23 protein-coding genes and 1 pseudogene are annotated in these 22,462 nt (G+C 70.7%); 11 read left to right on the top strand and 13 right to left on the bottom strand.

What is annotated here, in order from left to right:
- Nucleotides 1-20 precede the first annotated feature (20 nt).
- The 4 genes from OHT74_RS12615 to OHT74_RS12600 all read left to right on the top strand — a co-directional run bounded on the left by OHT74_RS12615 (nucleotide 21) and on the right by OHT74_RS12600 (nucleotide 3,459).
- The gene (locus tag OHT74_RS12615; protein ID WP_328620278.1) at nucleotides 21-938 is read left to right on the top strand and encodes a F0F1 ATP synthase subunit gamma; all 918 of its coding nucleotides are present in this window, start codon (nucleotides 21-23) and stop codon (nucleotides 936-938) included.
- A complete protein-coding gene (gene atpD / locus OHT74_RS12610; protein WP_328620277.1) occupies nucleotides 938-2,380 on the top strand; it encodes a F0F1 ATP synthase subunit beta in 1,443 nt (480 codons plus the stop codon). Before OHT74_RS12615 ends, atpD begins: the two co-directional genes overlap by 1 nt.
- A 128-nt stretch (nucleotides 2,381-2,508) precedes the next feature.
- Nucleotides 2,509-2,883 carry a F0F1 ATP synthase subunit epsilon gene (locus OHT74_RS12605; RefSeq protein ID WP_266663679.1) on the top strand — a complete coding sequence of 125 codons (375 nt, stop codon included), beginning with the start codon at nucleotides 2,509-2,511 and terminating at the stop codon, nucleotides 2,881-2,883.
- 129 nt (nucleotides 2,884-3,012) lie between these two features.
- A complete protein-coding gene (locus OHT74_RS12600) occupies nucleotides 3,013-3,459 on the top strand; it encodes a DUF2550 domain-containing protein (RefSeq protein WP_030295266.1) in 447 nt (148 codons plus the stop codon).
- A gap of 103 nt (nucleotides 3,460-3,562) precedes the next feature.
- Here the strand turns inward: OHT74_RS12600 and OHT74_RS12595 are convergent, their stop codons facing one another.
- The 3 genes from OHT74_RS12595 to OHT74_RS12585 form a co-directional block, all read right to left on the bottom strand.
- Nucleotides 3,563-5,407 carry a glycosyl hydrolase family 18 protein gene (locus OHT74_RS12595; RefSeq protein WP_399243762.1) on the bottom strand — a complete coding sequence of 615 codons (1,845 nt, stop codon included), beginning with the start codon at nucleotides 5,405-5,407 and terminating at the stop codon, nucleotides 3,563-3,565.
- Between the two features lie 169 nt (nucleotides 5,408-5,576).
- Nucleotides 5,577-6,230: a response regulator gene (locus tag OHT74_RS12590; RefSeq protein ID WP_266663676.1), complete on the bottom strand. Its 654-nt coding sequence runs from the start codon at nucleotides 6,228-6,230 to the stop codon at nucleotides 5,577-5,579.
- The gene (locus OHT74_RS12585; RefSeq protein ID WP_443047367.1) at nucleotides 6,227-7,456 is read right to left on the bottom strand and encodes a sensor histidine kinase; all 1,230 of its coding nucleotides are present in this window, start codon (nucleotides 7,454-7,456) and stop codon (nucleotides 6,227-6,229) included. Before OHT74_RS12585 ends, OHT74_RS12590 begins: the two co-directional genes overlap by 4 nt.
- A 179-nt stretch (nucleotides 7,457-7,635) precedes the next feature.
- On the opposite strand from OHT74_RS12585, the gene OHT74_RS12580 reads away from it, so the two are divergent.
- A complete protein-coding gene (locus tag OHT74_RS12580) occupies nucleotides 7,636-8,205 on the top strand; it encodes a hypothetical protein (RefSeq protein WP_328620276.1) in 570 nt (189 codons plus the stop codon).
- Nucleotides 8,206-8,217: 12 nt separating this feature from the next.
- Here the strand turns inward: OHT74_RS12580 and OHT74_RS12575 are convergent.
- Nucleotides 8,218-8,280 (bottom strand): annotated as a pseudogene (locus OHT74_RS12575) (cob(I)yrinic acid a,c-diamide adenosyltransferase); the annotation flags it as partial.
- A 52-nt stretch (nucleotides 8,281-8,332) separates the two neighbouring features.
- Nucleotides 8,333-8,905 carry a cob(I)yrinic acid a,c-diamide adenosyltransferase gene (locus OHT74_RS12570; RefSeq protein WP_266663670.1) on the bottom strand — a complete coding sequence of 191 codons (573 nt, stop codon included), beginning with the start codon at nucleotides 8,903-8,905 and terminating at the stop codon, nucleotides 8,333-8,335.
- A 116-nt stretch (nucleotides 8,906-9,021) separates the two neighbouring features.
- On the opposite strand from OHT74_RS12570, the gene OHT74_RS12565 reads away from it, so the two are divergent.
- From OHT74_RS12565 to OHT74_RS12550, 4 genes are all read left to right on the top strand, one after another.
- Nucleotides 9,022-9,165, top strand: coding sequence for a hypothetical protein (locus tag OHT74_RS12565; protein ID WP_328620275.1), 144 nt, complete (start codon nucleotides 9,022-9,024; stop codon nucleotides 9,163-9,165).
- 158 nt (nucleotides 9,166-9,323) lie between these two features.
- On the top strand, nucleotides 9,324-10,172 hold the full coding sequence (locus tag OHT74_RS12560; RefSeq protein WP_030295254.1) for a 3-hydroxyacyl-CoA dehydrogenase family protein: 849 nt from the start codon (nucleotides 9,324-9,326) through the stop codon (nucleotides 10,170-10,172).
- Nucleotides 10,173-10,358: 186 nt separating this feature from the next.
- Nucleotides 10,359-10,682: an STAS domain-containing protein gene (locus OHT74_RS12555; protein ID WP_030153791.1), complete on the top strand. Its 324-nt coding sequence runs from the start codon at nucleotides 10,359-10,361 to the stop codon at nucleotides 10,680-10,682.
- A gap of 192 nt (nucleotides 10,683-10,874) precedes the next feature.
- Nucleotides 10,875-13,298 (top strand): ATP-binding protein, encoded by a 2,424-nt coding sequence (locus OHT74_RS12550; protein WP_328620274.1) that lies wholly within the window; start codon nucleotides 10,875-10,877, stop codon nucleotides 13,296-13,298.
- A gap of 45 nt (nucleotides 13,299-13,343) precedes the next feature.
- On the opposite strand, the gene OHT74_RS12545 is transcribed toward OHT74_RS12550, so the two are convergent.
- On the bottom strand, nucleotides 13,344-13,964 hold the full coding sequence (locus tag OHT74_RS12545) for a DUF4190 domain-containing protein (protein WP_328620273.1): 621 nt from the start codon (nucleotides 13,962-13,964) through the stop codon (nucleotides 13,344-13,346).
- 337 nt (nucleotides 13,965-14,301) lie between these two features.
- Entirely contained in the window at nucleotides 14,302-14,973 is a 672-nt protein-coding gene (nucS, locus tag OHT74_RS12540; RefSeq protein ID WP_266625384.1) for an endonuclease NucS, read from the bottom strand.
- Nucleotides 14,974-15,193: 220 nt separating this feature from the next.
- Between nucS and OHT74_RS12535 the strand changes: the two genes are divergently transcribed.
- Nucleotides 15,194-15,586 carry an SCO5389 family protein gene (locus OHT74_RS12535; protein ID WP_030153794.1) on the top strand — a complete coding sequence of 131 codons (393 nt, stop codon included), beginning with the start codon at nucleotides 15,194-15,196 and terminating at the stop codon, nucleotides 15,584-15,586.
- A gap of 97 nt (nucleotides 15,587-15,683) precedes the next feature.
- Here the strand turns inward: OHT74_RS12535 and OHT74_RS12530 are convergent, their stop codons facing one another.
- Nucleotides 15,684-16,703: an LLM class flavin-dependent oxidoreductase gene (locus OHT74_RS12530; protein WP_266663660.1), complete on the bottom strand. Its 1,020-nt coding sequence runs from the start codon at nucleotides 16,701-16,703 to the stop codon at nucleotides 15,684-15,686.
- A 228-nt stretch (nucleotides 16,704-16,931) separates the two neighbouring features.
- Here OHT74_RS12530 and OHT74_RS12525 point away from each other — a divergent pair, with 228 nt between their 5' ends.
- Nucleotides 16,932-17,258, top strand: a complete 327-nt coding sequence (locus tag OHT74_RS12525) for an ATP/GTP-binding protein (protein ID WP_266663658.1) — start codon at nucleotides 16,932-16,934, stop codon at nucleotides 17,256-17,258.
- Between the two features lie 28 nt (nucleotides 17,259-17,286).
- Here the strand turns inward: OHT74_RS12525 and OHT74_RS12520 are convergent, their stop codons facing one another.
- From OHT74_RS12520 to OHT74_RS12500, 5 genes are all read right to left on the bottom strand, one after another.
- Entirely contained in the window at nucleotides 17,287-18,135 is an 849-nt protein-coding gene (locus tag OHT74_RS12520; RefSeq protein WP_266663656.1) for an ABC transporter permease, read from the bottom strand.
- Nucleotides 18,132-19,259 carry an ABC transporter ATP-binding protein gene (locus OHT74_RS12515; RefSeq protein WP_328620272.1) on the bottom strand — a complete coding sequence of 376 codons (1,128 nt, stop codon included), beginning with the start codon at nucleotides 19,257-19,259 and terminating at the stop codon, nucleotides 18,132-18,134. Before OHT74_RS12515 ends, OHT74_RS12520 begins: the two co-directional genes overlap by 4 nt.
- A gap of 189 nt (nucleotides 19,260-19,448) precedes the next feature.
- The gene (locus tag OHT74_RS12510; RefSeq protein ID WP_266999637.1) at nucleotides 19,449-20,222 is read right to left on the bottom strand and encodes an ABC transporter permease subunit; all 774 of its coding nucleotides are present in this window, start codon (nucleotides 20,220-20,222) and stop codon (nucleotides 19,449-19,451) included.
- Nucleotides 20,223-20,224: 2 nt separating this feature from the next.
- Nucleotides 20,225-21,247, bottom strand: coding sequence for an ABC transporter ATP-binding protein (locus tag OHT74_RS12505; protein WP_266663650.1), 1,023 nt, complete (start codon nucleotides 21,245-21,247; stop codon nucleotides 20,225-20,227).
- A gap of 137 nt (nucleotides 21,248-21,384) precedes the next feature.
- On the bottom strand, nucleotides 21,385-22,323 hold the full coding sequence (locus OHT74_RS12500; protein WP_030153801.1) for a cellulose-binding protein: 939 nt from the start codon (nucleotides 22,321-22,323) through the stop codon (nucleotides 21,385-21,387).
- Nucleotides 22,324-22,462 lie beyond the last annotated feature (139 nt).

The following is a 22,462-nucleotide window of genomic DNA, read 5'->3' as shown; positions in this document are numbered from 1 at the left end:
CGACGGAAGGGACCTGACTCATGGGAGCGCAGCTCCGGGTCTACAAGCGTCGCATCCGTGCCATCACGGCGACCAAGAAGATCACCAAGGCGATGGAGATGATCGCCGCCTCGCGCATCGTCAAGGCGCAGCGCAAGGTGGCGGCGTCGATGCCGTACGCGACCGAGCTCACCCGTGCGGTGACCGCGGTGGCGACCGGTTCGAACACCAAGCACGCCCTGACGACCGAGGTCGAGCAGCCGAGCCGTGCCGCGATCGTGCTCATCACGAGCGACCGCGGTCTGGCCGGCGGCTACTCCTCCAACGCCATCAAGCAGGCGGAGCGGCTCACCGAGCGGCTGCGCGGCGAGGGCAAGGAGGTCGACACCTACATCGTCGGCCGTAAGGGTCTGGCCTACTACGGCTTCCGCGAGCGCAAGGTCGCGGATTCGTGGACCGGCTTCACCGACAGCCCGGCCTACGCCGACGCCAAGCGCGTCGCCGGGCCGCTGATCGAAGCCATCCAGACGGAGACGGCCGAGGGTGGCGTCGACGAGCTGCACATCGTCTACACGGAATTCGTGTCGATGATGACGCAGAACCCGGTCGACGGCCGGATGCTGCCGCTCAGCCTCGACAAGGCTGCGGAGGAGAGCGGTACGAAGGGCGAGATCCTTCCGCTGTTCGACTTCGAGCCGTCGGCGGAGGACGTCCTCGACGCCCTGCTGCCGCGATACGTCGAAAGCCGCATCTACAACGCACTGCTGCAGTCGGCCGCTTCCGAGCACGCCGCCCGCCGCCGCGCGATGAAGTCGGCCACCGACAACGCCGGGGATCTCATCAAGAGCCTCTCCCGGCTTGCCAACGCGGCCCGCCAGGCCGAAATCACCCAGGAAATCAGCGAGATCGTCGGTGGCGCGAGCGCCATGGCTGACGCGACCGCGGGGAGTGACAAGTAATGACGACCACTGTTGAGACGGCCGCCGCCACGGGCCGCGTCGCCCGGGTCATCGGCCCGGTCGTCGACGTGGAGTTCCCCGTCGACGCCATGCCCGAGATCTACAACGCCCTCAAGGTCCAGGTCGCAGACCCGGCCGAGGACGGCAAGCTCAAGACCCTGACCCTCGAGGTCGCGCAGCACCTGGGTGACGGCCTCGTCCGTACCATCTCGATGCAGCCGACCGACGGTCTGGTCCGCCAGGCCCCGGTGACCGACACGGGCGAGGGCATCACCGTCCCCGTCGGTGACTTCACCAAGGGCAAGGTGTTCAACACCCTCGGTGAGGTGCTGAACTACCCCGAGGCGAACGCCGAGGTCACCGAGCGCTGGCCGATCCACCGCAAGGCCCCTCGCTTCGACGAGCTCGAGTCGAAGACCGAGATGTTCGAGACCGGCGTCAAGGTCATCGACCTTCTCACCCCGTACGTCAAGGGTGGAAAGATCGGTCTGTTCGGTGGTGCCGGTGTCGGCAAGACCGTTCTGATCCAGGAAATGATCTACCGCGTCGCCAACAACCACGACGGTGTGTCGGTCTTCGCGGGCGTCGGTGAGCGTACCCGTGAGGGCAACGACCTCATCGAGGAGATGGCCGACTCCGGCGTCATCGACAAGACGGCGCTCGTCTTCGGCCAGATGGACGAGCCGCCGGGCACGCGTCTTCGCGTCGCGCTTGCCGGTCTGACCATGGCGGAGTACTTCCGCGATGTGCAGAAGCAGGACGTGCTGTTCTTCATCGACAACATCTTCCGGTACACCCAGGCGGGTTCCGAGGTGTCGACCCTGCTCGGCCGTATGCCCTCCGCGGTGGGTTACCAGCCGAACCTGGCCGACGAGATGGGTCTCCTCCAGGAGCGCATCACCTCGACCCGTGGTCACTCGATCACCTCGATGCAGGCGATCTACGTCCCCGCGGACGACCTGACCGACCCGGCGCCGGCGACCACCTTCGCCCACCTCGACGCGACGACGGTTCTTTCCCGTCCGATCTCCGAGAAGGGCATCTACCCGGCCGTGGACCCGCTGGACTCGACGTCCCGCATCCTCGACCCGCGGTACATCGCGGCGGACCACTACGCCACGGCGATGCGCGTCAAGGGGATCCTCCAGAAGTACAAGGACCTCCAGGACATCATCGCGATCCTCGGTATCGACGAGCTGGGCGAGGAGGACAAGCTCGTTGTCCACCGTGCCCGTCGCGTCGAGCGCTTCCTGTCGCAGAACACCCACGTCGCCAAGCAGTTCACCGGCGTCGACGGTTCGGACGTTCCGCTCGAGGAGTCGATCGTGGCGTTCAACGCGATCTGCGACGGCGACTACGACCACTTCCCCGAGCAGGCGTTCTTCCTGTGCGGTGGCATCGAGGACCTGAAGGCCAACGCCAAGGAGCTGGGCGTCTCCTGAAGCCGCGCTCCTCGCGAGCACAGCTGACTGACGGAGAGGGGCGGGTGTGTCCCGTCCCTCTCCCCACGCCCATTAGAATTTGACCCAACACCCGGCTGACCCGCCGGGTGGTGACCCGAGGAGCCACCTTGGCTGCTGAGCTGCACGTCGAGCTGGTCGCGGCGGACCGCAATGTCTGGTCCGGCGAGGCCACCCTTGTTGTCGCCCGCACCACGTCCGGCGACATCGGCGTCATGCCCGGTCACCAGCCGCTTCTCGGTGTGCTGGAATCGGGCCCGGTGACCATCCGCACCAGCGACGGCAACACTGTCGTCGCCGCGGTGCACGGCGGTTTCATCTCGTTCGCGGACGACAAGCTGTCCCTGCTGGCCGAGATCGCCGAGCTTGCTGACGAGATTGACGTCCAGCGGGCGGAGCGGGCACTGGAGCGCGCGAAGTCGGAGGCCGATGCGGCCGCCGAGCGTCGCGCCGATGTCCGGCTGCGCGCGGTAACGGGGCACTGAGCCCCGTACCGAAGAGTGTGCGACCTCAGCCGCGGTCCGTGCTGGAATTTTCCAGACCGGGTCGCGGCTGAGGCGATGTACGTCCGTTTTTCGTTGGTGCGTATTCGATGAGCGAGGAGGTCGGTGAAGATGCTCCTCGCTCTGCTTGTGAGCGGCCTGGTCGTAGCCCTGGTGGTGATCGGGCTGTTTGTCTTCGGACTGCGCCGCAGACTCATCCAGCGTTCCGGCGGCACCTTCGACTGCAGCCTGCGCTGGGGCGTGTCCGAGGAACCCGACATCTCCGGCAAGGGCTGGGTGTACGGGGTCGCCCGCTACAGCGGTGACCGCATCGAGTGGTTCCGCGTCTTCTCGTACTCCCCGCGGCCGCGCCGGCTGCTGGAGCGCTCCTCCATCGAGGTGGTCGCCCGCCGCGCCCCCGAGGGCGAGGAGGAGCTGGCGCTGCTGTCCGACGCCGTCGTGCTCGGCTGTGTCCACCGCGGGACCCGCCTGGAACTGGCGATGAGCGAGGACGCACTGACCGGTTTCCTGGCCTGGCTGGAGGCGGCGCCTCCAGGCCAGCGGGTGAACGTGGCCTGACGCAGGCCGTATGACGTGAAGAAGCCGGGGAGACGGGGGGCGGACCCTGTCTCCCCGGCTTCGTCGTTCACCGGTCCGGTGCGTGGCCGAACTGGTTATGACCTCACTGGAGACCGGTGTGAACCGCGTTGGCGAGCTCGCCGTTCGCCGTGTCGCCGCTGAACTCCCAGTAGAAGGCGCCCCTGAGGCCCTGCTGCTTGGTCCAGCTCATCTTCCCGGCGATGGTGGCGGGGGTGTCGTAGCTCCACCAGTTGCTGCCGCACTTGGCGTAGGCCGTGCCGGCGACGGTCCCGGTGGCCGGGCAGCTGCCCTTCAGCACCTTGTAGTCCTCGATGCCCTGCTCGTAGGTGCCCTGTGCGGGCCCGGTGGCGGCGCCGCCGGGGGCGGCCTGCGTGACGCCGGTCCAGCCGCGGCCGTAGAAGCCGATGCCGAGGTTGAGCTTGGAGCCGGCGATGCCCTTGCCCTTGAGCTTGGTGATGGCGGCCTCGGAGTTGAAGCCGGCGATCGGGATGCCGGCGTACGAGGTGAGCGGGGAGTGCGGGGCGGTCGGGCCCTGGGCGTCCCACGCGCCGAAGAAGTCGTAGGTCATGACGTTGTAGAAGTCGACGTACTGGGAGGCGCCCGCGTAATCGGCGAGGTCGAGCTTGCCGCCGTTGGAGCCGTCGGCGGAGATCGCGGCGGTCACCAGGTTGCTGCTGCCGAACTTGGTGCGCAGCGCGGACAGTACGTTCTTCAGGGAGGCGGCGCCGCTGGTGTCGCAGGACAGGCCGCAGGCGTTCGGGTACTCCCAGTCGATGTCGATGCCGTCGAAGACGTCCGCCCAGCGCGGGTCCTCGACCAGGCTGTAGCAGGAGTCGGCGAAGGCGGCCGGGTTCGCCGCGGCCTGGCCGAAGCCGCCGGACCAGGTCCAGCCGCCGAAGGACCACAGCACCTTGATGTTCGGGTACTTCGCCTTGAGCTTGCGCAGCTGGTTGAAGTTGCCGCGCAGCGGCTGGTCCCAGTTGTCGGCGACGCCGTCGACGCTCTGGTCGGCGGTGTAGGCCTTGTCGTAGTCGGCGTAGGCGTCACCGATGGTGCACTTGCCGCCCTGGACGTTGCCGAACGCGTAGTTGATGTGGGTGATCTTCGCGGCGGAGCCGGAGGTGTCCAGGTTCTTCACGTGGTAGTTGCGCCCGTAGACGCCCCACTCGGTGAAGTAACCGAGCTTGACCTTGCCGCCCGGGTCCGGGGGATTGGTGCCGCCGGTCGTGGTGACCGAGACGGAGCCGGAGGCAGGGCCCGTCTGGTCGGCGGTGTCGCGGGCGACGACGCTGTAGGTGTACGTCGTGCCCTTGGTCAGGCCGGAGTCGGTGTAGCTCGTGCCCGTGACCGTCGCGACCTTGGCGCCGCCGCGGTAGACGTCGTAGTTCTTGACGCCTTTGTCGTCGGTGGCCACGGCCCAGCCGATGGTCAGCGAGGTGTTGGTGACCCCGCTGGCGGTGGGGGTGCCGGGGGCCGAGGGCGGGCTGTCGGTGGGGGTCGAGCCGCCGTCGCAGGAGCCGCCGTTGACCTTGCAGCCGCTGGGGGCGCCGGAGCCGGCGCCGTTGAAGCCGAAGCTGATCGTGGCACCGGGGGCGAGGGTGCCGTTCCAGCCGACGTTCTTGCCGGTCCAGTGGGTGCCGGAGCTGGTGACGGTGGCGTCCCAAGCGGAGGTGACCGTCGTGCCGGAGGGGTAGTCCCACTCCACGGTCCAGCTGGTGAGGGTGGTGGTGCCGGTGTTCTTCACCGTCCACTTGCCCTCGAAGCCGGTGCCCCAGTCGGAGACCTTCTGGTACGTGGCCGTCGCGGAGGCGGCGGCCTGGGCGGGGCCGGCCAGGGCCACGAGTCCGGCGATCGGCAGGGCGAAGGCGGCCACGGTCGCGGCGAGCCTTCTGAACAGACGGATGCGGGGTGGGGGTGCTGTGCTCAAGGGTGCTCCTCCGTAGGTCCGTCGTGGCCGTGGGGCCGATCACGACATGGGGGTGGGACCTGCGCCGCCCGTGAGCACGCTTGTCATGGCACGCTCACCACAGTTGCCGCGAGCGTAGAAAGGTCTGGACCAACCGTCAAGAGGTCCAGACCTTCACTCCAGGAGTCCGCTAGAGGCCCAACTCCTGGGCCAGTACGGCCGCCTGGACCCGGCTGCGCAGCTCGAGCTTCCCCAGCAGCCTGCTGACGTGTGTCTTCACCGTCGCCTCCGCCATCTGCAGCCGTACCGCGATCTCCGCGTTCGACAGCCCCTCGCCCAGGCAGCCGAGCACCTCCCGCTCCCGCCGCGTCAGCGAGGCCACCGCCGCGGCCGTCTCCGGCGCCACGGAGGCCTTCACGGGCCGCGGAGTCGCGAACTCGGCGATCAGCCGCCGGGTCACGGCCGGGGCGATCAGACCCTCCCCGCGCGCGACGGTCCGTACGGCCTCGATCAGCTCCGCCGCTTCCGCGTTCTTCAGCAGGAAGCCCGCGGCCCCCGCCCGCAGGGCGCCGAACACGTACTCGTCCAGATCGAAGGTGGTCAGCACCAGGACGTCGGCCAGCCCCTCCGCGACCACCTGGCGGGTCGCCGACACCCCGTCGAGCCGCGGCATCTGCACGTCCATGAGGACGAGATCCGGCCGCAGCTCCCGCGCCAGGCGCACCGCCTCCTCCCCGTCCGCCGCCTCGCCCGCGACCTCGATGTCGCCCGCGCTGCGCAGGATCAGCACCAGGCCCGCCCGTACCGCGCTCTGGTCCTCGGCCACCACGACCCGGATGCTCATTCCGCCACCGCCTTCTCGTCCGCGGGCAGATCCGCCCGCACCAGCCACACCGATCCGTCCCGTCCCGCCGTGAACTCCCCGCCCAGCAGTTCCGTCCGCTCGCGCATGCCGATCAGCCCGGCTCCCGAGCCCGGGGCGCGGGGGCCCGGGCGGTTCCCGTACGGGGAGTCCACCCGTACGGTCAGCAGCCCCCCGGCCGCGCCGTCGCGGCTCACGCGGACCCGGACCGTGCCCGGGGCGGCGTGCTTGAGGGCGTTCGTCAGCGACTCCTGGACGATCCGGTACGCCGCCAGCTCCACGGGGGCCGGCAGCGGATCCCCGGGCGGCCGGTCGTCGAGGAGTACGAAGTCCAGCCCGCTCGCGGCGCCGTTGACACGGGCCTGCCCCAGCAGGGCGTCGAGCCCGCCGAGGGAGGGTGTGGCGGCCGCCTCCTGCTCCGCACCCGCGTCCCGCAGCAGCCCGATCAGCCGGCGCATTTCGGCCAGCCCCTGCACGCTGTTCTCCCGGATCACCCCGAGGGCCTCCCGGCTCGTCGCGGGGGAGTCGATGGAGAGCGCGGCGGTGGAGTGGATGGCGATGGCGGACAGGTGGTTGGCCACCATGTCGTGCAGCTCGCGGGCCATCCGGGCGCGCTCGGCGACGACGGCCTGGCTGCGGTCCATCTCGGCCAGCAGCGCGGTCTGCTCGGCGCGCAGCCGGGCGGCCTCGGCGGCCTCGCGGTGGTTGCGCAGGGTGGCGCCGGTCAGGGCCGGGCCGAAGCACACGATGCCGGTGACCACGCCGATCATCAGGGCCTGCGGGGTGCGCAGCCAGGCCACGGAGGCGACGGTGACGGCGATGGTGATCAGGCCGGTTTGTACCGGGAGCCGCCGGGCCATGACGGGCTTGCCGTAGACGACGGCCGCGTACATCAGGTCCGTGAAGATCAGGACGGTGGCGAGGTTGCCCACGGTGAACTGGTCGGCGACCACCCCGAGGGTGCCGACGGCCAGGGTGACACGTGGCGCGGTGCGACGCAGCAGCTCCATCGGGCCGAGCACGAGGAGCGGGACCAGGGCCGCCCAGGCGGGGAAGAAGTGCCGGTTGCTCGTGCTGTAGACGCCGAGCGACCAGAGCAGCAGGCCCGCGAGCACGCTGAGCACCGCGAGGAGGACGTCGTCGCGGTGGGGGCGGAAGGTCCTGGCGGGCGCCGTGGCGGTGATGGTCGGGGTCACGGTCCCATCCAACAGGGTGGGGGGAGCACCGGGCGTCGCCGCGGGGGCGGAGGCGGGGCGGCGTGGCACTACACCGAAGGATGCAGTCACGGTTCGTCACCGGCGACGACGAAGGGGCTCGGATCGGACGGGAGCCTGGATGCAGTGGTCGTCGCCTCGGACGTGCCGACCGGAACGGAAGGGAGATTCCCGTGCTCGTCGCCCTGATCATCGCCTGCGAGGTGGCCTTCTGGGTGCTGCTGGCCGGCGGACTGGCGCTGCGCTACCTCGCGAAGATGCCCCGGCTCGGGGCGGCTGTGCTGCTGTGCGAGCCGCTGCTGGAGCTGGTCCTGCTGGTGGTCACCACCCTGGACCTCAAGAACGGCGGCGAGCCGAGCTGGACGCACGGCCTGGCCGCGCTGTACATCGGCTACACCGTCGGCTACGGCCACTACACGGTGAAGTGGCTCGACCGGCACGCGGCGTACCGCTTCGGCGGGGGCCCGAAGCCGCCCGGCCCGAAGTACGGCAAGGCCAGGGCGGTCCACGAGTGGAAGCTGTGGACCCGCACCCTGGCCGGCGCGGCCGTCGCGCTCGGGCTGCTGCAGGCGGCGATCTGGTACGTGGGCGACGCGGCCGACACCGGCAGCCTGCAGACCTGGCAGTTCGCCGCCCTGCGGGTGCTCGGCATCCAGGCCGTGATCGCCACCACTTACACGCTGTGGCCGCGCAAGGCCCCGGTGGCGGAACCGCAGGAGGGCCCGGCCGGGGTCAAGCGCTAGCGCCTGGCGCTGGCGCTCGCCGCCGGGAACCCAGAGGACGTCGCCGACCTCCTTGTTGGCCGTACGGGCCAGGATGCTGTGCCGGCCCGGGGGGCGACCCCCGGACCCCCGGTGGGGGCGGTGGCGGTCAGCGCTCGCCGCCCGGCACCCAGAGGACGTCGCCGAGCTCCTTGTTGGCCGTACGGGCCAGAATGAACAGGAGGTCGGAGAGGCGGTTCAGGTAGGTCGCGGTCAGCGGGTTCATCACCTCGCCGTGCACCTCCAGCGCCGACCAGGTGGAGCGCTCGGCGCGCCGGACCACCGTGCAGGCCTGGTGCAGGAGGGCCGCGCCGGGGGTGCCGCCGGGGAGGATGAAGCTGCGGAGCTTCTCCAGCTGCTCGTTGAAGAGGTCGCAGTCCGCCTCGAGCTTGTCGATGTAGAACTGCTCGACGCGCAGCGGCGGGTACTCGGGGTTCTCGACGACCGGGGTGCACAGGTCGGCGCCGACGTCGAACAGGTCGTTCTGCACCCGTACCAGGACCTTCACGACATCCGCCGGCAGGCCGCCGAGGGCGATCGCCGTGCCGATGGCCGCGTTGGCCTCGTTGGCGTCGGCGTAGGCGGAGATCCGCAGGTCGGTCTTGGCCGTACGGCTCATGTCGCCGAGGGCGGTCGTGCCCTTGTCGCCGGTACGGGTGTAGATACGCGTGAGGTTCACCATGCGGCCAGCGTAGACGGGCCCGCCGGGGAAATTCCGGGCGAGGCCGCCGCTGCCCGGCGTACTGTCCTGCGGAGACGCGGCGCAGGGGAGCAGTGGAGGTCTGCGCGCTGCCGGGCGTGGACGCGTCTGCCCGGGCGGATGCCCACTACCTCGCGGGCCGTGGCGCCATGGCGGTTGAGCTGGGCCATCTGCCCGCCGCGCGACAGGAACTGGAACGGCTGCGCGGGCTGGCCCGCCGCTTCGCCGCCGCCGGGGCGTGAACTGTGGGGCCGTGCACGGGTTCTCGGCCGGACGGTGTGATGTCCGTCAGTTGAGACGTGACGCGTGTTACTTCGCGGTCACACGACCCCGCGCGAGCGCTAGTCTCCGCCGGAGAGGCTACGAAGCTGGGCCGAATTTGAAGAACGTGGGGTGTGCAGTGGCTGGGAAGCTCGCCGTCATCGGTGCCGGACTGATGGGTTCCGGAATTGCTCAGGTCTCCGCTCAGGCGGGGTGGGACGTCGTACTGCGTGATGTCACCGATGCCGCGCTGACCCGCGGTACCGACGGGATCAAGGCCTCGTACGACAAGTTCGTCTCCAAGGGCAAGATGACGGCCGAGGACGCCGAGGCCGCGCTCGCCCGCATCACGACGACCACCGACCTCGACGCCGTCGCCGACGTCGACATCGTCGTCGAGGCCGTCTTCGAGAAGCTCGAGGTCAAGCACGAGATCTTCCGCACGCTCGACAAGCTCGTACGGGACGACGCGATCCTCGCGTCCAACACCTCCGCCATCCCGATCACCAAGATCGCGGCCGTGACGGAGCGTCCGGAGCGGGTCGTCGGCGCGCACTTCTTCTCGCCCGTCCCGATGATGCAGCTCTGCGAGCTCGTCCGCGGCTACAAGACGAGCGACGAGACCCTCGCGGCCACGCGGGCGTTCGCCGAGTCCGTCGGCAAGACCTGCATCGTCGTAAACCGCGACGTCGCCGGTTTCGTGACGACCCGTCTGATCTCCGCCCTGGTCGTGGAAGCCGCGAAGCTGTACGAATCGGGCGTGGCCTCCGCCGAGGACATCGACATCGCCTGCAAGCTGGGCTTCGGCCACGCCATGGGGCCGCTCGCCACCGCCGACCTCACCGGCGTCGACATCCTGCTGCACGCCACCAGCAACATCTACACCGAGTCCCAGGACGAGAAGTTCGCACCGCCGGAGCTCATGCGCCGGATGGTGGACGCCGGTGACATCGGCCGCAAGAGCGGGCAGGGCTTCTACAAGCACTGAGCCGCCGAGCCGTCCGGGCGCCGAGCGTTTGGGCGCCAGTTCGAATATCTGCACCCGCACGGGTGAATTAGGTATCGGTTCGCTCACGGTCGGCAACTTCCCTGCCCGCACGGCAGTCAGTTGCAGTGAGAGTTGCCGACCACGGACCAGTCGGATCCTACGTACCCAGGACTGCCGGGAGCGCATATGCACATCAGGGGCGACCACGCCGAACTCGCTGTCGGGGGCCGCCTCGACGTGCGCAGCGCGGCGGACGCCCGTACGGCCCTGCACACCGCCCTCGACGACGGCCACGGCGATCTCGTGCTCGACCTCACCGGGCTCGACTCCTGGGACGCGACCGGGCTCGGCGTGATCATGGGAGCCCACCGGCGGGCCGGCCGGACCGGACGCCGCCTCGTCCTGCGCGGAGTGCCGCCGCAGATGCAGCGGCTCCTCGTCGCCACCCGGCTGCACCGCATCCTCGCGATCGAGGGCGGCCTGGAAGCGGAATCCCTCCCGCGGGTCTGATGCGGTCCGCCGCCCACGTTTCCTGCGGAAACGTAACGGTCCGGTGGTGAAGGCACCCCTGCGGTTCCCCGTACGACCGGGCACCGTCTAGGGTTCGGGCGGAAACCGGACCCGTAGCGACAGCGGAATGTGCGAAGGCCGGACGGTACGACACGACGGCGACGGCGCAGGGCGCGATCGGGGGACCAGGTCATGGACCGCACACAGGGGCAGGCCGAACCGGTGGAGCAGCCCGCGACGGCGCCCGCGTCCGCCGCGACGGCTTCCGCGGCAGCCGGACCGGCCGCCGCCTCCACTCCCGCCCCCGTCGCGCGGATCGTCACGCTCACCGCCGGGGACTTCACGCTGACCGTGAACCCCGTCGACGGCAGCGAGATCGAGCCGCGCCGCCCCGGCACCGGCGGCACTGCCCCCACCAAGCGCGACGCCGCCGACCGCAGCGCCCGGGACGCCGCCGCACGGCCGCCCGCCCTGCCCGGACCCGCCGCCCCGGCCCCGCCGTTCCTCGCGCGCGAGGAGGAACGGGAGCGGCTCGTACGGCTGCTGGGCCGCGGCCGTTCCGTACGGCTGACCGGACCCGCCGGATCCGGCCGCAGCGCCCTGCTCGACGCGGTCGCCGCCGACTGCACGGGCCTGGCGCCCGACGGCGTCATACGGCTCAGCGGGTACGGACACCAGCAGGCCGGTGAACTGCTGCACGCGCTGTACGCCGCCGTGTACGAGGCCTCGGCCGAGCGGCCCGAGCGGACCCAGCTCCTGGCCCGCGTACGGGACATCGGCGCCATCGTGCTTCTCGACGACCTGGAGATGGGCGGCAGCGCCCTCGACGAGCTGCTGCGTGCCACGCCCGAGTGCGCGTACCTGCTGGCCGCCACCCCGGACACCCGCGCCCCCTCCGACGACTCGCACCTCGAGGAGGTCTTCCTCGGCGGCCTCGGCCGGGCCGACTGCGTGGAGCTGCTCGAGGCGGGCACAGGACGGCCGCTGACCGAGGAGGAGACCGCCTGGGCGGGAGACCTGCGGTTCGCGTCCGAGGGGCTGCCGCTGCGCTTCGTACAGGCCGCGGCACTGCTGCGCCAGCGCGACGAGCGCAACCAGTCCTCCGCCGAGGACGACGACGATGAGCCCGGCGTCTTCGAGGAGCGGCCGCGCGACGCCGCGTTCGTGGCGCTGCCGACGCTGTCCGAGGGCGCGGCCCCCGCCGAGCTGCTGGCCTCCCGGGTCAGCGAGTCGGCGCGGGCGGCGCTGCGGATCGCCTGCGCGCTGGGCGGGGAGATGCCGCACCACGCCCACCTGCCGGCGCTCGTGGGGGACACCCACGCCGACGCGGCGGTCGCGGAACTCCTGGGCTGTGGACTGCTCACCCCGGTCGGCACGCGCTACCGGCTGGCCGCCGGGGTCGCACGGCAGCTGGAGGAGGCCGGGTTCGCGGACACCGCGGCGGAGGAGGCCCGTACGGCCGCCCGCCACTACGCCTGGTGGACCGGACACGCCTCGGTGACCCCGGAGCGGGTCGCCTTGGAGGCCGACGCGGTGCTGGCCGCGCTGGCCGGCGCCGATGTGGTGGCCGCCGTACTGCTGGCCCGGACCGCGGCCCCGGCGTTCGCGGCCTCGCGGCACTGGGAGGCGTGGGAGCGGGTGCTGCGCTCCGGGGCCGAGGCCGCGCGCAAGGCGGGAGAGGTCGCGGAGCAGGCGTACTTCCACCACGAGCTCGGCGTGCTCGCGCTGTGCGAGGGGCGGTTGGACCGGGCGCGGGCCGAGCTGGAGGCGTCGATAGGCCTGAAGGGTGCTCTCGCCGACAAGCGGGGCACGGTGGCCGGGCGGCGGGCGCTCGCGCTGGTCACGGACCGCGAGAAGGCGGGCGTGGAGGTGTCGCCGCCGCTGCGGCTGGAGCCGCCGGTGGCTGCGGCGTCGGGGACGGCGTCCGAAGCGGTGACGACGGCGGTGCCGGCGGTGTCGAAGACGGCGCCGACGACTCCGGTGGCGAGGGTGACTCCGGTGGCTGCGGTGGCACCCGTCGTGCCGGTGATCGGGCGGGCGGAGGCGCCGACGACGCTGTCGGAGGTGTTCGAGGAGGCCTTCCCCCTCGACCCGAAGCCGGCGGTGGCCGCGCCGGTCGTGCCCGCGCCGGTGCGGGCTGCGCAGCCGCGCCGCAAGCCGGTGCTGCTGGCGGCGGCGGGAGCGCTGACGGTGGTGGTGCTGGGCACGGTGGTGAGCCTGGCGATGACGGGCTCGGACCCCGAGACCCCGGCGGGCGGGGTCGGCCCGGCCGTGTCCTCGACGCCGACGGCGGGGACTTCGGGCGGTGCGGGCAGCGTGCCGGGGACGGGCGGGAACGATCCTGCACCGGATCCCGGGACGACGGCTCCGGACGCTTCGGAGCCGGCCGCCCCGGAGCCCGGCCTCAGCCCGGACCCGAACCAGTCGCCGCGCACCCCGTCGCGCAAGCCGTCGTCGACGCAGCCCTCGCGCACGCCGTCTTCGACGGGGCCGACGGGCACGTCCTCGAACCCGGTGCCGACGCCGACCGTGACGCAGCCGACGACACCTCCGGTGCCGACCCCGACACCGACCCCGACGAGCACGACCCCGGCCAACCCGTCCGCGACGGCCTGACCCGGAGCAACGCCTCCCCGCGCCGCCCCTTTCACCGTTTCCGCCTCAATCGCCGGCGCGGACCGAGCCGGTGCTCGAACCGCTGGGGTCGGCCACGAAGCAGGTGACCTTGTGGTGGCCGAGGTCCCAGCTGCCGGCCCGGGGGGCGGAGTAGTAGGGCTCCAGCGATTCCGGGAGCGCCGCGCCCGCGCCCATGTAATCGGCGAGCGCCGTGCTGTCGCACTTCTCCTCGGCGGTCGAGTGGACCTCGTCCTTGCCCGGGAACGGCCCGTCCTCCAACTCGAAGACGGCGTACGCCTCCCCCTTGTGAGGCTGGTCGCAGGGCACGATCGTCACCGAGAGGGAGGCCTCGGCGTCCTTCTGGCCCTCCGGCATCTTGTCGTCCGTGTTGAAGCAGTCCCCCATGCGGATGTCCTGAAGCTCGCCGGAGCCCGGGGCCGTCACCTGGCCGGTGGTGTCGCGCTCCGGCCCGTCGTCCAGCACTCCGGTGAACCCGAACGCCAGCACGGCCGCATAGAACACGAGGGTCAGGCTGTGGATGACGATGGCGGCGATGGCGAAGCCCCTGCCCTTCTCGCCGCGGTCCCGGATCTGGGTGAGGGCGACGATGCCGAGGATCAGCGGGACCAGCGGTATCGCGCAGAGGAGCGACATGACGAATGCCACGACGGCCAACGTGTTGGTCTTCTGGGACGTCGGCGGCGCGTACCAGCCCTGCTGTCCGCCGTGGGGTCCGGGCTGCCGGGTTGGCCGGGCTGCCCCTCCTGTCCCCACTGCGGGTAGGGCTCGGGCGATGACGGGGGTTGCGGTGGTGTGGACATGCGTGTGCCCTCCTTGTGCAGAAGGTGAGACGCAGCCGACAGCAGCAACCTCGGCGGAGCGGACCGCATGCGCCGTACCACGCCGACGCATGCCCGCCGATGGAGGGTTGTGCCCCTCCCACGCTACTGCCGCGCCCTCCGCCCGGCGAGCCGAGGAATCGGAAGAGGGCCCGGAAGAGGGATCAGAAGAGGCGGAGCTTGTCGTCCTCGATGCCGCGGAGGGCGTTGTAGTCCAGGATCACGCAGTCCATGCCGCGGTCCGTGGCCAGGACGCGGGCCTGCGGCTTGATCTCCTGGGCCGCGAAGACGCCCCGCACCGGCGCCAGGTGCGGATCCCGGTTCAGGAGTTCCAGGTACCGGGTCAGCTGCTCGACGCCGTCGATCTCGCCGCGGCGCTTGATCTCCACCGCCACCGTCCCGCCGGAGGCGTCCCGGCACAGGATGTCCACCGGGCCGATCGCCGTCATGTACTCGCGCCGGATCAGCGTGTAGCCGTCGCCCAGCGTTTCGATCCGGTCCGCCAGGAGCTCCTGGAGGTGTGCTTCCACGCCGTCCTTGATCAGGCCCGGGTCGACGCCCAGCTCGTGGGAGGAGTCGTGGAGGACTTCCTCCATGGTGATGATGAGCTTCTCACCCGCCTTGTTGACGACGGTCCAGACGCCGGCTTCGTCCCCGCTCCCCTCCTTGAGGGTGCAGGGGGGCGACATCCAGTTGAGCGGTTTGTACGCCCGGTCGTCCGCGTGGATCGAGACACTGCCGTCGGCCTTCACGAGGATCAGACGGGGTGCCGAGGGCAGATGGGCGGTGAGCCGGCCCGCGTAGTCGACGGAGCAGCGGGCAATGACGAGACGCATGGTCGGCAACGCTACTCGACCGACGGGCCTCCACGCGATTCGCCCCTGAAAGCCCCGTTCGCCGATGGCGCGTTGTATGCGCATTCTCCTGGTGCGCCACCCATGGGGCGCCTACCGTGGTGAGCAGGAGGTTGCGGAGCGTGCACGCTGCGTCGCCGCCTCCGTCCCTGCCCGTAAGACTCCGGCAACCCAAACCGCCGGGGTCGCGAGAGGAGAACCCATGTCGCTCGACGTCTCACCGGCCCTACTCGAACAGGCCGAGCGAGGCGAGGTCGACGAAGCCGCTTTCGTCGACTGCGTCCGGACCTCCCTGCCCTTCGCGTGGGAGATGATCAGCTCGCTGGTGGCACAGCTGAAGGTGGACGGCGGAGAGTTCGCCGACAACCAGACGCCGCCGCCCGACGAGCAGGCGCGTGGCCAGCTGCTGCGCGCTCTCGCGAGTGACGCGATACGTGGTGCGCTGCAGCGGCACTTCGGGGTGCGCCTGGCATTCCAGAACTGCCACCGTGTGGCCGTGTTCCCGCTGGATCCTTCCTCGGACGACCGGCTGGCCAAGTTCACTTCGATCCGCGGCCAGCTGCTCAACCAGTCGCCCGAGCTCCGGGACTGCTGACCAACCGTACGAACCGCATGACATGCAGGACCCGCACGACCGTACTTCGCTGCCGCTCCGTATCGCGGGAGGTGCCATTGATACCGGAGCGGCAGCCTCAGCCGAGACGGGGCAGGACCTCGGCGCCGAGGCGCCGTACGTTCTCCTCCGTCGCGGCGAGATCCCCGGACCCTTCCGTCAGCAGGGCGAACCGCGTGATCCCCGTCCGCTCGGCCGTGGCCGCGAGCCGGTTCGCCGCCCGCCGCGGGGTGCCCACGGGGTGCAGATCGCAGAGCAGCTCGGTGTAGGCGACGGGGTCCCGCATCGCGCGCTCCCGGCCGTCGACCGTCACGTGCGCGTCCAGCCCCTGCTTCAGCCAGCCCGGCATCGCCTTCAGCAGGGCCTCGCGGGCGTCGGCCGTCCGGTCCGCCAGCTGGCACACGCCCGCCGACACGTGCGGGGCGTCCGGGCAGTGGCCCGCCGCCGCGGCCGTACGCCGGTACAGCGCGACCATGGCCGCCTTGTCCTCGTCCCCGCAGTGCATGCCCAGCAGCATCGGCAGCCCCCGCTCCGCGGCCAGCCGTACCGACGCGGGGGAGGTGCAGGCGACGATCACTTCCGGCCCTGATCCGTCCCCGTCCAGCGCCTCCGACGGGCGTGGTACGACGGCCACTTCGCGGAACCCGTACCGCTCGCCGGCAGCCGCCACCCGCGGCTCGGTGAGCCAGCGCCGCAGCAGGTCCAGGCCCTCCGGGAACTCCTTCTCGTAGGCCTCCAGGCCGCCGCCGAACACCTCCAGGTCCACCCAGGGCCCGCCCCGGCCCACCCCCAGGGTGAAACGGCCGCCCGAGGTCAGGTGCAGCAGCGCCGCCTGCTCCCCGAGGGCCACCGGGTGCGTGCTGGGCAGCACGCTCACCGCCGTGCCCACCCGCAGCCGCCGCGTCCGCCCCAGCAGCAGCGCCGCCAGGGTCACCGCCGACGGGCAGACCCCGTACGGGACGAAATGGTGCTCGGCGAGCCAGACCGAGTCGAGCCCGGCCTCCTCGGCCACCTCGGCGGTCCGCACCGCCCGGTGCAGCGCCTCCCCCTGCCCCTGGCCCGGGAACTGGGCCGCCAGTACAAACGCTCCTACGCGCATCGCCTTTACCTCCTCGTGGCTGACGCGGCCTCCCCCAGGTGGACCGGTTCATCCGATGGCAACAACGTCTGACACGTGCCAAAGGCACGGCCTGAAAGGAAAGTTATTGGGATAGTCAGGCCAGTCGACGTCATCGCGTTGACTCTGTGAGCCACCCTGCGGGTACCCGGCCTCGCTGCGCGTAGTCTGGGAGAAAGTCACTGCCGTCCGCCCATCCGTGAGGTATACGTGTCACCGCGCCACAACCGCCCCAGGGGCGGCGAGACTCCGGACGAACGCCCTGGCACCGGCCTCGACCGGTACGGGCTGGAGCGCACCGAGGAGTACCAGGGCGAGGAGTGGAAGGTCCGGCACGTCGCGGGCGCGAGCGCGGCGGGCAAGCGCTACCGCTGCCCGGGCTGCGACCAGGAGATCCCCTCCGGGACCCCGCACCTGGTGGCCTGGCCGGAGTACGGCGGCGTGGACGACCGCAGGCACTGGCACAAGGCCTGCTGGAACGCGAAGGACCGCCGCACCTCGCGGGTGCAGCGGTCCAGGAACGCTCCCAAGTACTAGAAGCCGCAGTACCAGCGGCCGCGGCGGCTCAGACGTCGCGGCGGCCGACCACCACGTACGAGCCCGCCACCGCGGCCCCCGTCACCAGCAGGATCATCAGCAGCTGCGCCGCGTTGCCCGGCAGGTTGGCGGTGTCGTTGTTCGGCAGGCCGTACAGCTGCATGAGGGCGACCGGGGCGTTGTACTGGAGCACGGCCCGGCCGAGCGGGGCCATGGTCTCCCACATGCTGAGCATCCCCCCTATCACCGGCGGCAGCGTGACCAGCCCCAGCATCACGGCGATCGCTCCGGCGGAGTGCCGCAGCATCGCCCCGATCGCCAGGCCCAGCACGCCGAGCAGGGTGACGTACAGGCAGCCGACCAGGGCGGCGACCCATTCGTGGCCGCCGTGCGACCCGGCGGCCGTGCCGCCCCGCAGGATCGCGGAGGCCAGCCCGACCACCGCCACCGATCCGGTGACGGTCAGGAAGGCGACGGTGGAGAAGACGAGGTACTTCGCGGTCAGCACCCGGGCCCGGTCGGGGGCGGCGGTGAAGGTCGTACGGATCAGCCCCGTGCCGTACTCGGAGGTGATCGTCAGGATGCCGAGCACCATCACGGAGACCTGGCCCACCAGCAGTCCGAACAGCGCGGGCGCCGTGAGCGGCACGTCCTGGTAGTCGGCGGAACGGGTCTCGGAGACGGCGAACAGTCCGACGCCGACGACGAGCAGCACCAGCGAGCCGAGTGTCCACACCGTCGAGCGCACCGAGATCATCTTCGTCCACTCCGAGGCCACGGCGTGGCCGAGGTGCGGCCGGGGCGTCGGGAGCGGCGAGGTGTAGCTCTTCGGCCCGTCCGCGGTGCTTGTGGAGCCGGTGCTCGTGGGGCCGGTCATCGGGTGTCCTTGCGGGTGTCCGTCGGGGTGTTCTGCGGGGTGCCGGCGAGCTCGCCGGGGCTGCTGGGCATCAGGAAGGGCTGCCCGCCCGCCCCGGGCGGCGGGGGAGCGAAGAAGCCGGTCTGCGGCACCTCCGGGGCCGGGAGCTCGTCCTCCCAGGCGGGGACGCTCAGAGGCTCCGGTTCCCACAGCTCGGCGCGCGGGTCGTCGGTGGAGGTGTACTCCACGGCGGGCTGTGTCATCCGCATGTAGGCCTCCTCGAGCGAGGCCCGGTGCGGGGACAGCTCCCACAGCCGTACGCCGGCCTCGTGCGCGAGGTCGGAGATGCGGGGCAGCTCCAGGCCGGTCACGCGCAGTGCCCCGTCGGGCTCCTGGAGGACCCGGCCGCCCGCCTTGGTCAGGGCCGAACCCAGTGCATCCCGGCCATCGTGATCATTGTCGGCCGCGCGCACCCGCGCGAATCCGGCCGAGTTGTGCGCGATGAACTCCTGGGTGCCCATGTCGGCCAGCAGCCGCCCCCGGCCGATCACGATGAGGTGGTCGGCGGTGAGCGCCATCTCGCTCATCAGGTGTGAGGAAACGAACACCGTGCGGCCCTCGGCGGCGAGCCGGCGCATGAGGGTGCGGACCCAGAGGATGCCCTCGGGGTCGAGCCCGTTGACCGGCTCGTCGAACAGCAGCACCTGGGGGTCGCCGAGGAGGGCGGCGGCGATGCCGAGCCGCTGGCCCATGCCGAGCGAGAAGCCCTTCGTACGCTGGCCGGCGACGTCCTGGAGGCCGACCACGGCGAGCACCTCGTCCACCCGCTTCTCCGGGATGCCGGAGAGCTGGGCGACGGAGAGCAGGTGCCTACGGGCCCGGCGGCCGCCGTGCATGGCCTTGGCGTCGAGCAGGGCCCCGACGTGCCGCTGGGCGTTCGGCAGCTGCCGGAAGGGCACGCCGTTGATCGTCACGCGGCCTGCCGTGGGCCGGTCCAGGCCGAGGATCATGCGCATGGTGGTGGACTTCCCGGAGCCGTTCGGCCCCAGGAATCCCGTCACGTGACCCGGCCTGACCTGGAAGGACAGCTGGTCGACGGCGGTCTTGGCGCCATAGCGCTTGGTCAGGCCGACAGCCTCGATCATTGCTCTGCCTCTGCTCTGCCCCTTGCCAGGACCGGACGGCTTTCGTCCGCGTAAGGGTTAAGAGGATATCGAGTCGCCTACGGTTCCACCCCGGACCGGATCCCTGAGCTGACCCTGACTCCGACCCGGGGATGACCCGTAGTACGACGGACGTCCGTCACAGGACGGACGTCCGTTCGCTCCGATCCGTCAGGCGTCGCGCTTCTTCAGCACCAGGTAGCCACCGAGTACGGCGGCCAGCACCCACAGCGCCATGATCCCGAGACCGCCCCACGGCCCGTAGGGCGCGTCAGAGCTGCCCGCGGGCACGGTCTGCATGATCGCGGCGCCGGACTGGCTGGGCAGGTAGTAGGCGATCTTGCGGGTGGCGTCGACCACGCTCAGGACGATGGGAAGGATCAGGACGAAGGTGATCAGGATCGCGATCGAGGCAGCCGTGTTCCGCAGCATCATCGACGCGCCGATGGCGAACAGGGCGAGCAGCGCCATGTAGAGGCCGACGCCGATCACCGCGCGCAGGACGTTCTCCCCGCCCAGCCCGATGCTGTGGTCGCCGAGGATCGCCTGCCCGAGGAAGAAGGACACGAAGCCGGTGGCCAGGCCCACGACCAATGCCAGGGCGGCCGCGGCGGTGACCTTTCCGAGCATCAGGCTGCTGCGCCGGGGTACGGCGGCGAGGGAGGTGCGGATCATGCCCGTGCTGTACTCGCTGCCGACCACCATCGCCCCGAAGACGAGGATCGCCAGCTGACCCAGGAGCATCCCGGAGAAGCTCATCTGGGTGGCGTCGAAGGTGACCTGCTGGTCCTTGGGCAAGTCCTCGAAGGTCGCGTTGACCGCGGCGCACAGCCCGGCACCGATGGCGACGGTGATCAGGAACGCGGTGGCCAGGGTCCAGCTGGTGGAGGCGACCGTACGGATCTTGGTCCATTCGGACCGGAGAACGGCGGGGAAGGAGGACATGGTCACTCGCCGCCCTTGCGCGTCGCCTCGTAACCGGCGCCCCACGCGGGGACGTCGGCCGGCCGGGCCGGGTTGTCGGCCGCCGAGCCGGGCCCGGGCAGCATGCCCGGGGTGCCCGGCGCGTGGGCGTGGTACTCGACGGAGTCCGCCGTCATGCGCATGAACGCTTCCTCCAGTGAAGCCCGTTGCGGGCTGAGTTCGTGCAGCACGATCTGGTGCTGGGCGGCCAGCTCGCCGAGCTGTTCCGCGGCCACCCCGTCGATCTCCAGCGTGCCGGTGGCCGGGACGCTGATCGCGTCGATCCCGGCCTCGTGCAGGAGGTCCTTGAGCCGCTCCTGCTGCGGCGAGCGCAGCCGGACGTAGCTGCGCGAGTTCTTGTGAATGAAATCAGCCATAGACATATCGGCCAGCAGCTTTCCCTGGCCGATGACGATCAAATGGTCTGCGGTCAGCGCCATTTCGCTCATCAGGTGGGAGGAGACGAAGATCGTCCTTCCCTCTGCCGCCAACCCCTTCATCAGATTCCTGATCCAGAGAATTCCCTCCGGGTCCAGACCATTGACGGGCTCGTCGAACATGAGGATCTCCGGGTCGCCCAGCAGAGCAGAGGCGATTCCCAGCCGCTGGCCCATGCCAAGCGAAAATCCTTTCGACTTCTTCTTGGCGACGGGCGTCAGCCCGACAAGATCCAGTACCTCGGCCACCCGGCTCTCCGGGATCCGGTTCGACTGGGCAAGGCAGAGAAGGTTGTTGTATGCACTGCGGCCGCCGTTCATGGCTTTCGCGTCCAGCAGCGCCCCGATGTGCTTCAGCGGTTCCGGCAGGTCCCGGTAGTGCTTCCCGTCGATCCGGACCGTACCGCTGGTCGGGTTGTCGAGGTCGAGCATCATGCGCATGGTCGTGGACTTCCCGGCCCCGTTGGGGCCGAGGAAGCCGGTCACCACCCCCGGTCTGACCTGGAAGCTGAGGTGGTCCACGGCGGTCTTCGCGCCGAATCGTTTGGTAAGGCCCTCAAGCTCGATCATGCGGCTCACGCTAGAACGCCCGAGGGCCCCACGCCACCTCAAACAGGTGACACAGGGCCCTCGGGCAGGGCATTTCGCTACCGGCGAGTAGCGGGTGAGTGGCCGACAGGTCGACCGCCGGCGAACTGCCCGGCGTACTAGCGGCTCTGCTGCGCCGGAACGCCGCGGGTGACGGGCTCGTCGTCGACGATCGGGTTGGCCGCCGCGACGGCCGCACCGGTCAGCGTCGCCAGCATCTCGCGGACGTTGGTCAGCTGGGCGTTGATGGAGTCGCGGCGGTTGGTGAGCGCCGCCAGCTCGCGCTCGGACTCGCTGCGGATGCGGTCGGCCTTCGCGTTGGCGTCGGCGACGATGTCCTCGGCCTGGCGCTGCGCGGTCTCCACGGTCTGGCGGGCGCGGCGCTCGGCGTCCGTACGCAGCTTCTCGGCCTCCAGGCGCAGCTGCTCGGCGCGGTGCTCGATCTCCGCGAGGCGCTTCTCGGCCTTGGCCTGACGCGAGGCCAGGTCGCGCTCGGACTGCTCGCGGCGCTTGGCCAGGTTGGTCTCGAAGTCCGCGGCGGCCTGCGCGGCCTTGGCGCGGGTCTCCTCGAACAGGGCGTCGGCCTCCTCGCGCTTGGAGGCGGCGTCCTTCTGGGCCTCGGCGCGCAGGGTGGAAGCGTCGCCCTTGGCCTTCTCGACGATGCGGACGCCCTCGTCCTCCGCCTTCGACTTGCGGTCGGCGGCGAACGACTCGGCGTCGTTGCGGACCTGCTGGGCAGCCGACTCGGCGAGCTCGCGGTGCTGCTCCGCCGCGCGACGGGCCTCCTCGCGCAGGTCCTTCGCCTCCTCCTCGGCCAGGCGCAGGATCTTCTCGACCCGGGCGCCTAGACCGGCGTACGACGGCTCGGCGTCGCTCACCTGCGCCTGGGCGTTCTGCGTCTCGAGGTGCAGCTCCTCGATCCGCTTTTCCAGAGAGTTGATACGTCCAAGGGCGCTGTCGCGGTCGGAGACCAGCTTGGTAATGCGGTCGTCCACCTGACCGCGGTCGTAACCACGCCGCACGAGCTCGAAGCCGAAGGGGGAGGAAGTGTCGCTCATGGGGTTCCTGTCGAATGAGACCGATGAGGTGCTACGTGAGGTGTTAGGGGAATCCTAGGCGCCGAAGCGGCGTGTCTTCGAGTCAATCCACGATTGATCTGGACAATGAGACCCCTTTTGAGTGGCAAGGCGGCAGAAT

Source organism: Streptomyces sp. NBC_00354 (assembly GCF_036106915.1).
GTDB lineage: Bacteria > Actinomycetota > Actinomycetes > Streptomycetales > Streptomycetaceae > Streptomyces.
The sequence above is the reverse complement of the archived record's forward strand: the minus strand, read 5'-3'. Positions and strand labels throughout refer to the sequence as shown.

Bases quoted from the DNA above. Each gene is read 5' to 3' on its own strand.
- OHT74_RS12615 (WP_328620278.1), top strand. From the start codon at position 21: ATGGGAGCGCAGCTCCGGGTCTACAAGCGTCGCATCCGTGCCATCACG.
- atpD (WP_328620277.1), top strand. From the start codon at position 938: ATGACGACCACTGTTGAGACGGCCGCCGCCACGGGCCGCGTCGCCCGG.
- OHT74_RS12600 (WP_030295266.1), top strand. From the start codon at position 3,013: ATGCTCCTCGCTCTGCTTGTGAGCGGCCTGGTCGTAGCCCTGGTGGTG.
- OHT74_RS12590 (WP_266663676.1), bottom strand. From the start codon at position 6,230: ATGAGCATCCGGGTCGTGGTGGCCGAGGACCAGAGCGCGGTACGGGCG.
- OHT74_RS12570 (WP_266663670.1), bottom strand. From the start codon at position 8,905: ATGGTGAACCTCACGCGTATCTACACCCGTACCGGCGACAAGGGCACG.
- OHT74_RS12555 (WP_030153791.1), top strand. From the start codon at position 10,359: ATGCACATCAGGGGCGACCACGCCGAACTCGCTGTCGGGGGCCGCCTC.
- OHT74_RS12550 (WP_328620274.1), top strand. From the start codon at position 10,875: ATGGACCGCACACAGGGGCAGGCCGAACCGGTGGAGCAGCCCGCGACG.
- nucS (WP_266625384.1), bottom strand. From the start codon at position 14,973: ATGCGTCTCGTCATTGCCCGCTGCTCCGTCGACTACGCGGGCCGGCTC.
- OHT74_RS12535 (WP_030153794.1), top strand. From the start codon at position 15,194: ATGTCGCTCGACGTCTCACCGGCCCTACTCGAACAGGCCGAGCGAGGC.
- OHT74_RS12530 (WP_266663660.1), bottom strand. From the start codon at position 16,703: ATGCGCGTAGGAGCGTTTGTACTGGCGGCCCAGTTCCCGGGCCAGGGG.
- OHT74_RS12520 (WP_266663656.1), bottom strand. From the start codon at position 18,135: ATGACCGGCCCCACGAGCACCGGCTCCACAAGCACCGCGGACGGGCCG.
- OHT74_RS12515 (WP_328620272.1), bottom strand. From the start codon at position 19,259: ATGATCGAGGCTGTCGGCCTGACCAAGCGCTATGGCGCCAAGACCGCC.
- OHT74_RS12510 (WP_266999637.1), bottom strand. From the start codon at position 20,222: ATGTCCTCCTTCCCCGCCGTTCTCCGGTCCGAATGGACCAAGATCCGT.
- OHT74_RS12505 (WP_266663650.1), bottom strand. From the start codon at position 21,247: ATGATCGAGCTTGAGGGCCTTACCAAACGATTCGGCGCGAAGACCGCC.
- OHT74_RS12500 (WP_030153801.1), bottom strand. From the start codon at position 22,323: ATGAGCGACACTTCCTCCCCCTTCGGCTTCGAGCTCGTGCGGCGTGGT.